A 15,092-nucleotide genomic window follows, 5' to 3' on the forward strand; every position below is an offset into this window, starting at 1 on the left:
GTCCTATTCTCCCGTCTCCGCAGCGGCATCGGCGCCGGGAGCGGATGCCGCGTCCCGCCGCGCGATGCGCGCGTCCAGCCACGCGAGCAGGTCGGCGCGCGCCTCGGCGGCGCAGTGTTCGTTGAAGATCTCGTGCCGCGCGTCGGGGTAGACGAGGGTTGTGACGTCGGTGAGTCCCGACCGGGTGCGGTAGGCGTCGGCGAGGCGGTGGACGCTCCGCGGGCCGCCGACGGGGTCGTCGCGCCCGACCATGAGGAGGACGGGCAGATCGACCCCGAGGTCGCGCTTCGGCTTGCCGAGGAGGCGCACGGTGTCGGCGGGGCCGAACAGTGTCGGCAGCGGGACCGTCGTCGTGAGCGGGTCGTCGAGGAACGCGCGGCCGACCGCGGCATCCGTCGACAGCCATTCGACACCGGTCGCGTCGGCACCCGCCCAGCGCTTGTTGAGGGGCGCGGCGTTGAGGGCGCCCGGCCACAGGAGCGACGACCCGGAGAGGACCAGCGCGTCGTAGGCGCGCGGGTCGGCGTTCACGAGCTTCTGCGCGAGGAACGACCCCCACGAGTGCCCGAGGAGCACGAGCGGCAGGTCGGGGTGGCGGCCGCGGATGATGCCGGTGAACTGCTGGCACGCGGCGATCGCGGCGCGGAGGCCCCCCGGGCCCAGGCGGCCGAGACGGGAGTGGTCGCCGTCGTGCTGACGCAGGCCGGTGCGGCCGTGGCCGCGGTGGTCGTCGGCGTAGACGGTGAACCCGTCGGCGGTGAGCGCCGCGATGAGGGCGGCGTAGCGGCCGGCGTGCTCGCCGACGCCGTGGAGCAGTTGGACGACGCCCCGCGGCGTCCCCTCGGCGGGGTGGACGTCGTAGACGATCGCGATGCCGTGTGCATCGATGAACTCGGGCATGGCTCGAATCCTAGGGCCGGTCGGATGCCGCGCTCCGAGCCGTTAGCCAGACTAATGAGCTATGCTAATGAAACATGAGCGACGCGACCGGTGACCAGACCCAGGACCTCGCTCACGCGGCATCCGATTTCCGCATGGCGACCTTCCGGCTCGCGCGGCGCCTGCGCTCGCAGCGCGCGGTCGACACGATGAGCGACGGCCAGTTCGCCGTGCTCGCGGCACTCAAGGTCCACGGTCCGCACACGCTCGGCGAGCTCGCGGAACGCGAGCGGGTGTCGGCGCCCTCGATGAACCGCACCGTCAACTGCCTCGAGGAACTCGGCTACCTCAGCCGCACACCCGACGAGAACGATCGCCGCAAGGTGGTCATCGCGCTCACCGACAGCGGACGGGAGGTCGTCGTCGAGACGGTCCGGCGGCGCGACTCCTGGCTGGAGCACGCCTTCGAGGACCTCACCGCCGCGCAGCGGGCGACCCTCGCGAAGGCCGCCGCGATCATGCAGGAGGTGGCCGAGCGATGAGTTCCGCGATGTTCCGCTCCTTCTCCGTCTTCAACTACCGCGTCTGGTTCATCGGCGCCCTCGTGTCGAACGTGGGCGCGTGGATGCAGGCGACGGCGCTCAGCTGGGTCGTGCTGACGCAGCTCACCGACAACGACGCGACCGCCATGGGTGTCACGATGGCGCTGCAGTTCGCGCCGCCCCTGCTGCTCGTGGGCGTGACCGGGCTCGTCGCCGACCGCTTCGACCGCCGCAAGCTGCTTTTCGTGACACAGGGCTCGCTCATGGTGCTCGGGCTCACGATCGGCGTGCTGCTCCTGCTCGGCGCGATGAACCTGTGGACGATGTACGCCTTCGCGTTCGCGCTCGGCGTCGTCGCCGCTTTCGACAACCCGACCCGGCAGGCGTTCGTCTCCGACCTCGTGGCGCGCGAGAACGCCTCGAACGCGGTCGCCTTGAACGCGGCATCCTTCAACACCGCCCGCATGATCGGACCCGCCGTCGCCGGTCTCGTCATCGTCGCCGTCGGCACCGGCTGGGTGTTCCTCGTCAACGCGCTGACGTTCCTCGCGATGCTCGTCGCGCTGCTGCTCATCCGCCCCGCGGAGCTCGCCCCGAGGCCGAAGCTGCGGAGCGCCGCGCGGATGGCCGACGGGCTGCGCTACGTCGGCGGCCGACCCGACCTGGTCGTGACGTTCATCATGGTGTTCCTGCTCGGCGCGTTCGGCATGAACTTCCCGATCCTCGCCTCGACCATGGCTCTCGAGTTCGGCCAGAACGCCGACGGCTACGGCGTGCTCAGCTCGATCCTCGCGATCGGGTCGCTCGCCGGCGCCCTGCTCGCGGCGCGACGCGACCGCGCCCGGCTGCGCCTGGTCATCGGCGGACTCGGGCTGTTCGCGATCGCCTCGGTGCTCTCGGCCGCGATGCCCGTCTACCTCGCCTACGCCGCGACCCTCATGTTCATCGGGTTCGCGACGGTGACGACCCTTACCACGGCGAACGGTTACGTGCAGACGACGACCGAGCCTGCCCTGCGCGGACGCGTGCTCGCGCTCTACATGGCGATCCTCATGGGCGGCACGCCCTTCGGCGCCCCCATCGTCGGCTGGGTGGCCGACGCGTTCGGACCGCGCGCTGCGATCCTGCTCGGCGCCGCGGCGGCCCTGGTCGCCTTCTGCGTCGGCGGCGGCTGGCTGCTGTTCTCGGGACGTCTGCACCGCCACGAGACGCGCCGCTTCGCGATGACGATCGACGAGACCCGGCCGATCAGCGTCGTCGCGCCCGAGGAGTTCAGTGACGAGGTCGCCGCGACCACGCCGATCCGACTCCCCGAGGACGGCGACGTCGTCCCCGGGCGAGCGGATGCCGCGACACGACGCGGACGCTGAGACCGGGAGCGCCCCGGTGACGGCCGTTCCGGGGACCCGAGGTGCCGGGTCGGCGCGGGCTGGGCGACAGGACGGGTCCCCGGAGCGGGTTCCCGAAGCGCGGGCGGCGGGTCGCCGACGCGCGAGGCGCAGGAATGACGGATGCCGGGACGCCGGCGACGGCGGGGGTCAGACGCCGACGACCGAGGTCCTGACCGCGTCGTAGCCGACCGCCGCGGCAGTCACGACGACCTCGCCCGGCCCGTCGACCCGGACGACGGCGAGCAGCCGCCCGTCGTAGGTCATGTAGGCCGACGCGCCGAACGACTCCTCCGTGAGTGCGCGGCCCGAGCCGAGACCCGCGAGCGCACCCGGACCCGAGACGGAGACCTCGACGGGGAGGTCGCGGTCGGCGACGGCGATGCCGTCGTCGTCCGCGAGGGTGATCGCGACGAACGCGAGCCCGCCGACCGCGACGTCGTCGCGTTCGGCGTGCGCCCGCAGGCGAGGGGTGCCGGCCGTGCGCAGGACGTGGCGACCGGTCTCACGGCCGTCGCGGCGCGCGACGGCCACGAGCTCGCCGGGGCGGAACGCGGTCTCGAAGCGCGCGACGAACGCCTTCTCCGCGCCCACCGGCGCCGAGCCGAGGCTCTCGCCGTCGAGGAGCAGTTCGACCTCGTCGGCATCCGCGTACACGTCGACCGTGACGGGCGCGCCGGGTGCGGCATCCCAGCTCCACGTCGACACGGTGTCGGTCCACGACCACGGCGTCGTCGCGGTGGGGCGGCCGTGGTGCTGCGGGCGATGCACGGCGATGTAGGGGTCGGTCCGCAGACCGTAGACGATCTCGCGGTAGTACGAGATCGTCCGCCGATAGCCGGTGATGTCGAGGTCGCCCGACTCGGCGAGCCGGTACGGGAAGGGGCCCGCGGTGCCCGTGTCGGCGTAGCCGGGCTCGTCGGCGTAGTCGACGCGGCCGATGCCGGCCTCGCCCAGGTAGTCCCAGCCCGTCCAGGTGAAGTCGCCGATGACGTGCGGCAGCTCCTCGACGAGCCCCCACATGACGTCGATGCGCGCCGGGAAGGTTTCGGACCCGACGATGACGCGGTTCGGGTGGTCGACGGCATCCTGCCGGTACCGGGAGTCGGCGTAGTTGAAGCCGACGACGTCGAGCACCGCGGCGGACTCCTCGATCGACGCGCTCACGAGCGGCGAGGCGTTCATGAGCCCCATCTGGTCGCCCATATTCGCCATCATCGTGTTGGCGTCCTCGACCTGCTCGCGGGCCTCGGCCATACGCGGCAGGTTGGCGATGATGCCGTTGATGCCGTTCGTCACGAAGCGGGTGGGATCCGCCGCGCGCACGGCTTCGGCGAGTCGCCGACTCCACGTCGACCCGATCGGCGTGCCGAGCTCGAGGATCTCATTCCCGATCGAGTACATGATGACGCTGGGGTGGTTGCGGTCCTTCTCGACCAGTGAGCGGATGTCGCGCTCCCAGCGCTCCGGGAAGGTGATCGTGGCGTCGAACGGCGCCTTCGCCCGCGTCCAGGCGTCGGCGAGCTCGTCCATGACGAGCACACCGTGCCGGTCGCACGCGTCGAGCATCGCGCGGCTCATCGGATTGTGGGCGCTCCGCAGCGCGTTGAAGCCGGCCTCCTTCAGCAGGCGGACTCGCCGATCCTCGGCGTCGTCGTGCGTTGCCGCACCGAGCACGCCGTTGTCGTGATGCACGCAGGCGCCGCGCAGCATCACCGGCAGCCCGTTGATGCGAAGGCCCCGCACGGGGTCGACCTGCAGGGTGCGGATGCCGAAGGTCGTCGACTCCCCGTCGAGAACCGCACCGGCGGCATCCGTCACGGTCGTCCGCACGGAGTACAGGTGCGGGTGATCGGGGTGCCAGCGCGCCGGGGCGGCAACGGTGAGGCGAGCGCGGGCGACGGCATCCGTCCCGGGGAGAACGGTCACGGGAGACGTGCCGGAGGCGACCGTCTCGCCGTCGGGTGCCACGATCTCCCAGCGCACGCGCGTCTCGCGAGTGTGCCGTGCGGCGTTACGGACCGTCACGGCGACCTCGACCACGGCACGGTCGTCGTCGACGTCGGGCATCGTGACGACCACGCCGTGCGTGGGGATGTGCACCGGGTCGGCGACGACGAGGTGGACGGGACGGTAGATGCCGGCGCCGCTGTACCACCGGCTGTCGCGGTGCGCGCGGGCCTCGACGGTCAGGCGGTTCGTCTCGCCGAAGCGTAGGTAGGGGTCGAGCTCGGCGGTGAAGCCGGCGTAGCCGTTCGCCTCGTGGACGACGACCTCGCCGTTCAGGAACACGACGGCGTCACGGTAGACGCCCTCGAACTCAAGGCGGACGGTCTTCTCCCGCCACGATTCGGGGACGTCGAGCTCGCGGACGTACTCGAACGCGCCCCCGGGTGTGTAGCCGGAGTGAACGCCCTGGACCTCGTCGGCGGAGCGCGGCAGATCGCGCAGCGCGTCGTGAGGGAGGACGACCGGCACGGGGCCGTGACCCTCGGCGGGGGACTCGAAGGGGCCGAGTTTGGGACCCGCGGTCCAGCCGTCCCGGAGGAGGATGCGGGTCACGACGGGTTCTCGGCGGCGTCGCCCGCAGCCGGAGTCTCGTCGACGTCCCAGTCGATGTCGGCGAACGTCGCGAATAGGGCCTGCAGCTCCTCGGCCATGTCGAGCACGGAGCGATCGAGCAGCCACTGGACCTGCAGACCGTCCATCATCGCGATGATCGTGACGGCCGCGCGCCGCGGCGTCATCCCGCGTCGCAGTCGACCCTCGGTCTCGAGGACCGTGAGAGCGCGCTCGATGTTCCCGCGGGTGAACTCGTAGCGACGGACGAAGTAGGCGTGCGCGGGGTGATCCGGCGCCGTCGCCTCGGCCGACAAGGTCGCGTACAGCTCCACGACACCGGGGATGGAGGCGTTGTAGCGCGCGAGGTCGATCAGTCCGCGGAGAACGGCGGCCCCGTCGTCGGAGCCGATCGGAACCATGGCCCGGGCGCGGTCGTCGCGCTCCTCGAGGACCGCCTCGAGCAGGGCGCTCTTGTTGCGGAAATGGTGCAGGAGACCGGCCTCGCTCATCCCGACGCGCAGGGCGATCTCGCGCAGGGAGCCCGACCGGTAGCCCGAGCCCGAGAACACTTCGAGGGCGGCGTCGAGGATCGCCTGTCGTGTCGCCTCGGTCTTGGCGTAGGTGCCGCGGCGGCGCCCCTGCGCCGTCGCGATGGTGTCCGTGTTCGTCATCCTCATCGATTCCTTGAAATCGCTCCCGTGAGCGATCGTTCGGGCTAGTTTGCACGGTTTGGTAACGAAAACCTAGCGATAACTAGATTTTTGTTTTGAAAACCTAGTCCTCGTTCGGATTTGCTGCTAGCGTCCGTCGGCAGAGCGATCCGCAGGGGTATCGCCACCCGAAATGAGGACAAAGATGTTCCGATGGAAGGCCACAGCAGCCGTCGCCGTCGTCGCAGCACTCGCACTGACCGGATGCGCCGGCGGCGGAGAGACGACGAACTCCAGCGGAGAGGGTGGGAAGGCTGACCGCCTGACCCTCATCTCGATCGCAGCCCCGACGAGCTACGACATCGGCGCCGGCGCCGAGTGGGGCAACCGCAGCGAGTTCTTCGAGGCGGTCTTCGACACGCTGCTGCGCAAGGACTCCTCGGGCGAGATCCAGCCCAACCTCGCCACGAAGTGGGAGTACAACGAGGACAAGACCGTCCTGACCCTCACGCTCCGCGACGACGCGACCTTCACCGACGGCACCGCGGTCGATGCGGATGCGGTCGTCGGCAGCCTCGAGCGCTTCCGCGACGGCACCTCCCCGCAGGCGGCCACGCTCGCCGGTAAGGAGTTCGCCGCCGTCGACGCGACGACCGTCACCATCACGCAGGACGCTCCGGACCCGTCGCTCGAGAACCTCCTCTCGATCGCTCCCGGCCTCGTCCAGGCCCCGTCGAGCTTCGACGACGAGAACTCGGCGACCACTCCGGTCGGCTCGGGCCCCTACATCCTCGACAGCGCGTCGAGCGTCACCGGCACCACGTACAACTACACGGCGAACCCGGACTACTGGAACAAGGACGCCGTCAAGTACGAGAACCTCACCATCAACGTGATGGAGGACGTCACCGCCGTCCTCAACGCCATCAAGGCGGGCGAGGCGAACGGCGCGAAGATCGCCGACAACAACACCATCTCCGAGGTCGAGGGCGCCGGCTGGACGATCGAGTCGAACGAGCTCGACTTCCAGGGTCTGCTCCTGCTCGACCGCGCCGGCACGATGGCCCCCGAGCTGGCCGACGTGAAGGTCCGCCAGGCCATCAACATGGCGTTCGACCGCGAGGCGCTGCTGCAGTCGCTGCAGAGCGGCTACGGCACCGTCACCGAGCAGGTCTTCCCGGCGACCTCCGTCGCCTACGACGAGGCGCTCGACAGCACCTACCCGTACGACCCGGATGCCGCCAAGGCGCTGCTCTCCGAGGCCGGATACCCGAACGGGTTCACGCTGAACATGATGTCGACGCCGGCCTTCCAGCAGACGTTCGACCTCGTCGCGCAGCAGCTCGCCGACATCGGGGTCACGGTGAAGTACACCGACCCCGGCACGGGCAACTTCATCACGGACATGCTCGCCCCGAAGTACCCGGCGACGTGGATGGCGCTGGAGCAGAACCCCGACTGGCAGCTCATCAACTTCATGATCGCGCCGAACGCCACCTTTAACCCGTTCAAGTACCAGGACGACACCGTCGACGGCTACATCTCGACGATCCAGAACGGCACCGAGGACGAGGCGACCGCCGCGCTGAAGGAGCTCAACACCTACATCGTCGACCAGGCCTGGTTCGCGCCGTTCTACCGCGTCCAGGGTTCGTTCGCGACCGACGCGAACACGAACCTCGAATTCTGGCCGACCAACGCCTACCCGTCGATCTTCGACTTCTCGCCGAAGAACTGATCGATCCGTCAGGTGGCGGCGTCCGCGCCGCCACCTGACGACCATCCCGGGAAGGTCATCATGCTGTCATTCATCATCAGACGCGTCGTGTCCGGCGTCGTCCTCGTGGCGGTCATCTCCGCCGTCGCCTTCCTCCTGCTGTACGCGGGTGGCGGCGACATCGCCCGCCGCATCCTCGGCGAGAACGCGACGGCCGAGACCGTCGCGAAGAAGACCGAGGAGCTGGGTCTGAACCGTCCGCTGCTCACGCAGTACACCGACTGGCTGATGTCGGCCGTCTCGGGCAACCTCGGCCGCAGCTGGTTCACCGGCGAGCTCGTCAGCGTCAGTGTCGCGAACCGCCTCGCCGTCACGCTCTCGCTCGTCATCGGAGCAACCCTCATCTCGGCGGTCATCGCCATCGTGATCGGTGTGCTCGCGGCTCGCCGCGGCGGCGCGATCGACGGCACCGTCCAGTTCCTCTCGCTCGTCGGCTTCGCGGTGCCGGGCTTCCTCATCGCCCTAATCCTCGTGTCGATCTTCGCCGTCAACCTGCACTGGTTCAAGGCGACCGGATACGTGCCGATCGCTACTTCCTTCAGTGGCTGGATCGCCTCGGTGACCCTGCCGATCATCGCCCTGTCGATCGGGGCCATCGCGTCGGTCGCCGTGCAGGTGCGCGGGTCGGTCATCGACGCGACGTCCCGCGACTACGTCCGCACCCTCCGCGCCCGCGGCCTCAGCGAGCGCTCCGTCATCTACAAGCACGTTCTCCGCAACGCCGGCGGGCCTGCGCTCGCGGTCCTCGCCCTGCAGTTCGTCGGACTCCTCGGTGGCGCGGTCGTCGTGGAGCAGATCTTCTCGATCCCCGGCATGGGGCAGCTCAGCGTCCGATCGACGTCGCTCGGCGACATCCCCGTCGTCATGGGGCTCGTGATCACGTTCGCGATCCTCGTCGTCGTCGTCAACCTCCTGATCGACCTCGCGCAGGCCGCTCTGAACCCGAAGGTGAGGCTCTCGTGAGCGAAGCAGCTCCCGTCACTCCCGTCCTGCCGAACGTAGCTCCCGTGCGCATGAACCTCGCGCGTCGACTCCTGAAGCGACCCGTGGGCGTCGGCGCCGCCGTCTTCCTCCTGCTGATCGCCGTCCTCGCCGTGATCGGCGGCGCGATCGCACCGCTCGACCCGACCTATGCCGACATCCGAGCCGTCCTCGCGCCGCCCAGTGCCGAGCACCTGCTCGGCACCGACGGCAGCGGACGCGACGTCTGGTCGCGCCTGCTCTTCGCGACGCAGACGAGCGTGCTCGCCGCGCTGCTGGCCGTCGCCGTGGCGATCGTCATCGGCGTCGTCAGCGGTCTGATCGCCGGCTACTACCAGGGCTGGTTCAACACGGTCGCCACCTGGGTCACCGAACTGAACATGGCCCTCCCCGGCATCGTCGTCCTGCTCGCCGCCCGCGCCGTGGTGGGGCCGTCGGTCTGGACCGCGATGTTCATCTTCGGCATCCTGCTCGCCCCGTCGTTCTTCCGGCTCGTCTACGCCGCTGTCACCGCCGTCCGCGGTGAGCTGTACGTCGACGCGGCGCGGGTGTCCGGGCTCAGCGACACCCGCATCATCGGCCGGCACGTCCTGTCGGTCGTGCGGGCACCGATCATCATCCAGGCGGCGATCATCGCCGGCATCGCCCTCGCGATCCAGTCGGGACTCGAGTTCCTTGGCCTCGGCGACGTCAACACCCCGACGTGGGGCTCGATGCTCACCGACGGATTCAAGAACATCGCCCGCACACCGTTCCTGCTCATCTGGCCCTCGCTCGCGATCGCCCTCACCTGCATCGCGCTGACCCTCCTGGCCAACGTCATGCGCGACGAGCTCGAGCGCACCGTCTCGGTCCGCCGCAAGCGCCGCCGGGCCGTCACCACGGCCACGGGCTCGGTCGCGGCCGTCACCACGTCGGTGTCGACGAGCGGCGGCGAGCCCATCGAGGATCCGGACGAGCTCCCCGTCATCGAGAACCAGGGTGTCATCCGGCACGCGGAGGATGCCCGCAGCAAGGCGACGGAGAAGGTGCTCGAGGTCCGCGACCTGCGGGTCGGCTACGACCAGCCCGACGGGTCGCACATCGAGGTCGTCCACGGCGTCTCGCTCGACATCCGCAAGGGCGAGGTGCACGGCCTCATCGGCGAGTCCGGCTCGGGCAAGACCCAGACCGCCTTCGCCGTCCTCGGCCTCCTCCCCCGCGGCGGCCACGTCACGGGCGGCTCGATCATGTACGAAGGCACCGAACTGGCGGATGCGTCGGAGCGCACGTACGCGGGCATCCGCGGCAAGCGCATCGGCTACATCCCACAGGAGCCGATGAGCAACCTCGACCCGTCGTTCACGATCGGCAGCCAGCTCGTCGAACCGCTGCGCAAGCACCTCGGACTGTCGAAGAAGGACGCGACGGAGCGCTCGCTGGACCTGCTGGCGCGGGTCGGGATCCCGCAGCCCAAGCGGACGTTCGACGCCTACCCCTTCGAGGTCTCGGGCGGTATGGCGCAGCGCGTGCTCATCGCCGGCGCCGTCTCGACCGACCCCGACCTGATCGTGGCGGACGAACCGACCACCGCGCTCGACGTGACGGTGCAGGCCGAGGTCCTCGACCTGCTGCGCGACCTGCAGGCCGAGCGCAACATGGCCATGCTGCTCGTCACGCACAACTTCGGTGTCGTCGCCGACCTCTGCGACCGCGTCACGGTCATGCAGAACGGTGTGTTCGTCGAGCAGGGTCCGGTGCGCAGCATCTTCCACCAGGCACGCCACCCGTACACCCAGGCGCTCCTGGACGCGATCCTCGACGAGGGTCCCGCCCGGGCGCCGCTGGCCACGAAGGGAGCACGGGCATGACCGCTCCGCTGCTCGAGGTGAAGGACCTCGTCGTCGAATACCCCGGCAAAGGATTCCGCGCCGAACCGTTCCGCGCGCTGAAAGGCGTCTCGCTCGACATCCTGCCGGGTGAGACCGTCGGTCTCGTGGGCGAGTCCGGATCCGGCAAGACGACCCTCGGCCGCGCCGCCCTGGGGCTCGCGCCGGTCACCGGCGGGACGATCACGTACGACGGCCGCGACATCTCACACCTGTCGCGGCGGCAGCGCCGGTCGCTGACCTCCGAGATCCAGGTGGTGTTCCAGGACCCGTACTCGTCGCTCAACCCGTCGATGACGATCGAGGAGATCCTCACCGAGCCGCTGACCGCGGCAGGGGTGGCGAGGAACACCGCCCGCACCCGCGTGCGCGACCTGCTCGACCAGGTCGGGCTGCCCACGGATGCCCGGAGCCGACTCCCTCGCGAGTTCTCGGGCGGCCAGCGCCAGCGCGTCGCCATCGCCCGGGCGCTCGCGCTCGAGCCGCGGCTCATCGTGTGCGACGAGCCGGTCTCGGCGCTCGACCTGTCGACGCAGGCGCGGGTGCTCGATCTCTTCATCGAGATCCAGGAGCGCACCGGGGTCGCGTACCTCTTCGTGACGCACGACCTCGCCGTCGTGCGTCACGTGAGCCACCGCGTCGCCGTCATGTACCGGGGCGAGATCGTCGAGTACGGCGACGGCGACCGCGTGACCTCCGAGCCCGAGCACCCCTACACGCAGCGCCTCTTCATGGCAGCGCCCGTGCCCGACCCCGACAAGCAGGAGGAGCGTCGCGCCGCGCGCAAGGCGTTCCTCGCGTCTGAGGCCGGCTCGTCCGTCGCCGGCGCCGCCTGATCGGATGCCGGCGCGCGGACGCTCGCGCGCCCGCATCCCCCACCTTTTCTTCTACTGCAAGGAAGCACCGTGACTGACACGACGACGTCGACCGCGTCCACCGACCACCTCCGCCCCCTCCTCGAGAAGCTCTCGCTCGAGCAGAAGGCGGCCCTCGTCCAGGGCGCGGACTTCTGGACGACGGTGCCGCTGCCCGAGATCGGGCTGCGGGCGATGACCCTGTCGGACGGTCCCGCCGGTGTCCGCGGCCCGCGCTGGGACGAGCGCGACCCGTCGCTGAACATGCCCTCGGGGTCGGCCCTGGCGGCATCCTGGGACGTCGACCTCGCCCACCGCTACGGTGCCGCTGCCGCCGCGGAGGCCCGCCGCAAGGGTGTCGACGTCGTCCTCGGTCCGACCATCAACCTGCACCGCTCACCGCTGGGTGGTCGCCACTTCGAGTGCTTCTCGGAGGACCCCGAGCTCTCCGCGGGCCTCGGCGCCGCGTACGTCCGCGGCCTGCAGGACAACGGCGTCGCCGCCACCCCCAAGCACTACGTCGCGAACGACTCCGAGACCGACCGCTTCACCGTCGACGTCCAGGTCGACGAGCGCACGCTGCGGGAGCTCTACCTCGCGCCGTTCGAGCGCACCGTCGAGGCCGGGACCTGGAGCATCATGAGCTCCTACAACTCGGTCGACGGCGTCACGATGACCGAGAACGACCTGCTCGAGAGGCCGCTGAACAGCGAGTGGGAATTCGACGGCGTCGTGATCAGCGACTGGACCGCCGTCCGCTCGCTGGACGCCGTCCCCGCCGCGCAGGACCTCGCCATGCCCGGGCCGGCACCGGCCTGGGCGGGCCTCGCCGACGCCGTGCGCGACGGTCGCCTCGACGAGGCCGATCTCGACCGCAAGGTGCTGCGGATGCTGCTGCTCGCCGAGCGCGTCGGCGCCCTTGAGGGCTCGGCCCCGGTCGAACCGGCATCCGTCGACGGCATCGCCTTCGTCCGCGAGGCCGCCGTCGAAGGGTCCGTCCTGCTCCGCAACGAGGGTGTCCTGCCGCTGGATGCCGCGGCTCTCCGCCGCGTCGCGGTGATCGGCCAGAACGCACGCGACGCCCGCACGCAGGGCGGCGGTTCGGCCACCGTCCTGCCCGAGAAGACCGTCTCGCCGCTCGACGGCCTCCGCGAGGCGCTTCCGGGGGCCGACGTCGTCTACGAGATCGGCGCGGTCGTCCAGGAGGGCGTCGCCGAGCTCGATCTCGCGCGCATGACGAACCCTGCCACGGGCGAACCCGGCCTGCGGGTCACCTTCCTCGGTGACGACGCCGAGGTCCTCTTCACCGAGGACCGCCGCTCGAGCGCCCTCGTGTGGTTCGGCGGCGACGCTCCGATCGCCGCGAGCCGCACGGTCGTGTTCGAGACCCGGTACACCCCCGAGGCCACGGGCGCCATCGAGCTCGGGTTCGCCGGCGCGAACCCCGGTCGGCTGCTGGTGGACGGCGACCTGCTGTTGAACGACTCCCCTTTGATCGAGGGAACGGACCTCGGCGCCGCCTTCCTCAACCCGCCTTCTGTCACCGCCACCGTCGCGGTGCAGGAGGGGACCCCGATCGACGTGCGGGTCGAGTTCGACCGCGCCGACATGGGTGCGTTGTCGGGCGCGATGTCGGCCACCGTCGGGATCGCACCCGAGCGCACCGACCCCGCCCAGCTCATCGCGCGCGCCGTCGAGGCGGCGACCTCCGCCGAGATCGCCGTGGTCGTCGTCGGCACCAACGCGAAGGTCGAGTCCGAGGGATATGACCGCACCGACCTCGACCTGCCGGGCTGCCAGGACGACCTCGTCCGCGCCGTCGCCGCGACCGGCACCCCGGTGGTCGTCGTCGTGAACGCGGGCTCGCCCGTCGTCCTCCCCTGGGCGGAGGACGTCGCCGCGATCCTGCAGGGCTACTTCGGCGGGCAGGAGTTCGGGCACGCCGTCGCCGACATCCTCACCGGCGCCGCCGAGCCGGGCGGGCGCCTGCCCACCACGTGGCCGGCGGCCCTCACCGACGTGCCGGTCACTCAGGTCACCCCCGAGGACGGCGTCCTCCGCTACACCGAGGGCATCCACATCGGATACCGCGCCTGGCTGCGCTCCGGCGCCGAACCGGCGTACGCCTTCGGTCACGGCCTCGGATACACGACCTGGGAGTGGGATGCCGCGACACGGCGGGGCGACAGCCTCGAGGTGACCGTTCGCAACATCGGCGCACGCGCCGGCAAGCAGGTCGTCCAGGTCTACGCCGAGCGCGCGGACTCGTCCGTCGAGCGTCCGGTGCGCTGGCTCGTCGGCCATGCCGTCGTCCGAGCGGATGCCGGGGCCACCGCGACGGCATCCGTCCCGCTCCCGTCCCGTCGCTTCGCGCACTGGGCGGACGGCTGGGTCGTGGAGCCGGGCGCCTTCACCCTGCGCGTCGGGGCATCGGTGGTCGATCTGCCCCTCGAGCTGGAGTGGGAGGCGGACGCGTGAGCCTCCTGCAGGGCACGATCGACGACCGCCTCGCCGACGTTGCCGACCGGCTGGAGGGATGGCTGGGCGCCGACCCCGACCTGTCGTTCCAGGTCGCGGCGTACCACCGCGGCGGGCTCGTCCTCGACGCGTGGGGCGGTCCGCACCTCGGGCGCGACTCGGTCATGGTCCCCTACTCGGTCACGAAGAACACGATCGGCCTGTCGGTCGGCCTGCTCGTCGAACGCGGCGCGCTGGACCTCGACGAGCGCGTGTCGACGTACTGGCCGGAGTTCGCCGCGAAGGGCAAGGGGGCAGTCACCGTCCGCCAGCTGCTGTCGCACCAGGCCGGCCTGCCCCAGGCCGACACGAACCTCACGTGGGACGAGCTGCTCGACCACCACGCGGCGGCGGCACGCCTGGCGGACTCGACCCCGTTCTGGCACCCGGGAAGCGCGTTCGGGTACCACGCCATCACGATCGGGAATCTCGGCGACGAGCTCGTGTACCGCGTCACCGGCCGCACGCTCCACGAGTTCTACGAGCAGGAGATCCGCGCGCCGCACGGGATCGACTTCTACCTCGGCCTCCCGGCGGAGCTCGAGGACCGGCGCACGGACGTGCTTCCGATGATCCGCCCGGTGTCGGACACCCTCGTCCGCGAGTACTCCGCGCTCGGCCCCCTCGTCTTCGGATCGATGAGCGGAGACGTCGACCTGGGCAACTCGCCCCGGAGCTGGCGCTACGGTCACCCGGGCGGCAGTGGAACCGGCAGCGCGCGCGGCCTCGCCCGACTCTTCGCCTCGGCGGTCACCGGCGTCGACGGCGCCGAACCGTTCCTCAGCGCCGACACCGTGTCGCAGATCGGGCAGCAGCAGATCCGCGGGTACGACGAGGTGCTGCACCAGCACGACCGTGCGCACGCGATCGTCTTCCAGAAGCCGTCGCAGCAGCTCGCCTTCGGCGGTCCGCGCTCGTTCGGCCACGACGGTGCGGCGGGTGCGCTCGCGTGCGTCGACCCCGACACCGGTGTCGCCTTCGCCTGGACCATCGCCCGCGGGCCGTGGCCCGGTGGCGCCGATCCGCGTGCCGTCGCCCTCGCCGCCGAGCTCGGCCGCGTCCTCCCCTGACCTC

Annotated in this window: 11 protein-coding genes; 8 read left to right on the forward strand and 3 right to left on the reverse strand. The window is 70.6% G+C overall.

The features are described 5' to 3' along the window. Positions 1-3: 3 nt before the first annotated feature. Positions 4-900 carry an alpha/beta fold hydrolase gene (locus tag AYL44_RS11075; RefSeq protein WP_064003349.1) on the reverse strand — a complete coding sequence of 299 codons (897 nt, stop codon included), beginning with the start codon at positions 898-900 and terminating at the stop codon, positions 4-6. Positions 901-974: 74 nt separating this feature from the next. Here AYL44_RS11075 and AYL44_RS11080 point away from each other — a divergent pair, with 74 nt between their 5' ends. Both AYL44_RS11080 and AYL44_RS11085 read left to right on the forward strand, forming a co-directional pair. After that, positions 975-1,421: a MarR family winged helix-turn-helix transcriptional regulator gene (locus tag AYL44_RS11080; RefSeq protein ID WP_064003350.1), complete on the forward strand. Its 447-nt coding sequence runs from the start codon at positions 975-977 to the stop codon at positions 1,419-1,421. 8 nt (positions 1,422-1,429) lie between these two features. Continuing rightward, a complete protein-coding gene (locus AYL44_RS11085; RefSeq protein WP_231872786.1) occupies positions 1,430-2,791 on the forward strand; it encodes an MFS transporter in 1,362 nt (453 codons plus the stop codon). A 168-nt stretch (positions 2,792-2,959) separates the two neighbouring features. On the opposite strand, the gene AYL44_RS11090 is transcribed toward AYL44_RS11085, so the two are convergent. Both AYL44_RS11090 and AYL44_RS11095 read right to left on the reverse strand, forming a co-directional pair. Then, positions 2,960-5,371, reverse strand: coding sequence for a glycoside hydrolase family 2 TIM barrel-domain containing protein (locus AYL44_RS11090; RefSeq protein ID WP_064003352.1), 2,412 nt, complete (start codon positions 5,369-5,371; stop codon positions 2,960-2,962). Beyond that, positions 5,368-6,042: a TetR/AcrR family transcriptional regulator gene (locus AYL44_RS11095; RefSeq protein ID WP_231872787.1), complete on the reverse strand. Its 675-nt coding sequence runs from the start codon at positions 6,040-6,042 to the stop codon at positions 5,368-5,370. Before AYL44_RS11095 ends, AYL44_RS11090 begins: the two co-directional genes overlap by 4 nt. A 184-nt stretch (positions 6,043-6,226) precedes the next feature. On the opposite strand from AYL44_RS11095, the gene AYL44_RS11100 reads away from it, so the two are divergent. The 6 genes from AYL44_RS11100 to AYL44_RS11125 all read left to right on the forward strand — a co-directional run bounded on the left by AYL44_RS11100 (position 6,227) and on the right by AYL44_RS11125 (position 15,088). Then, entirely contained in the window at positions 6,227-7,759 is a 1,533-nt protein-coding gene (locus AYL44_RS11100; protein WP_064003354.1) for an ABC transporter substrate-binding protein, read from the forward strand. Positions 7,760-7,819: 60 nt separating this feature from the next. After that, entirely contained in the window at positions 7,820-8,761 is a 942-nt protein-coding gene (locus AYL44_RS11105; RefSeq protein WP_064003467.1) for an ABC transporter permease, read from the forward strand. Then, positions 8,758-10,629 carry a dipeptide/oligopeptide/nickel ABC transporter permease/ATP-binding protein gene (locus AYL44_RS11110; protein WP_231872788.1) on the forward strand — a complete coding sequence of 624 codons (1,872 nt, stop codon included), beginning with the start codon at positions 8,758-8,760 and terminating at the stop codon, positions 10,627-10,629. Before AYL44_RS11105 ends, AYL44_RS11110 begins: the two co-directional genes overlap by 4 nt. Continuing rightward, positions 10,626-11,483, forward strand: a complete 858-nt coding sequence (locus AYL44_RS11115) for an ATP-binding cassette domain-containing protein (protein ID WP_064003355.1) — start codon at positions 10,626-10,628, stop codon at positions 11,481-11,483. Before AYL44_RS11110 ends, AYL44_RS11115 begins: the two co-directional genes overlap by 4 nt. A gap of 69 nt (positions 11,484-11,552) precedes the next feature. Continuing rightward, positions 11,553-13,979: a beta-glucosidase gene (locus tag AYL44_RS11120; protein WP_064003356.1), complete on the forward strand. Its 2,427-nt coding sequence runs from the start codon at positions 11,553-11,555 to the stop codon at positions 13,977-13,979. After that, a complete protein-coding gene (locus AYL44_RS11125) occupies positions 13,976-15,088 on the forward strand; it encodes a serine hydrolase domain-containing protein (protein WP_064003469.1) in 1,113 nt (370 codons plus the stop codon). The genes AYL44_RS11120 and AYL44_RS11125 overlap by 4 nt, the downstream gene beginning before the upstream one ends. Positions 15,089-15,092: the final 4 nt, after the last annotated feature.

Origin of the sequence: Microbacterium oleivorans (genome assembly GCF_001644225.1) — a bacterium.
In the GTDB taxonomy this organism is placed as follows: Bacteria; Actinomycetota; Actinomycetes; order Actinomycetales; family Microbacteriaceae; genus Microbacterium; species Microbacterium gawkjiense.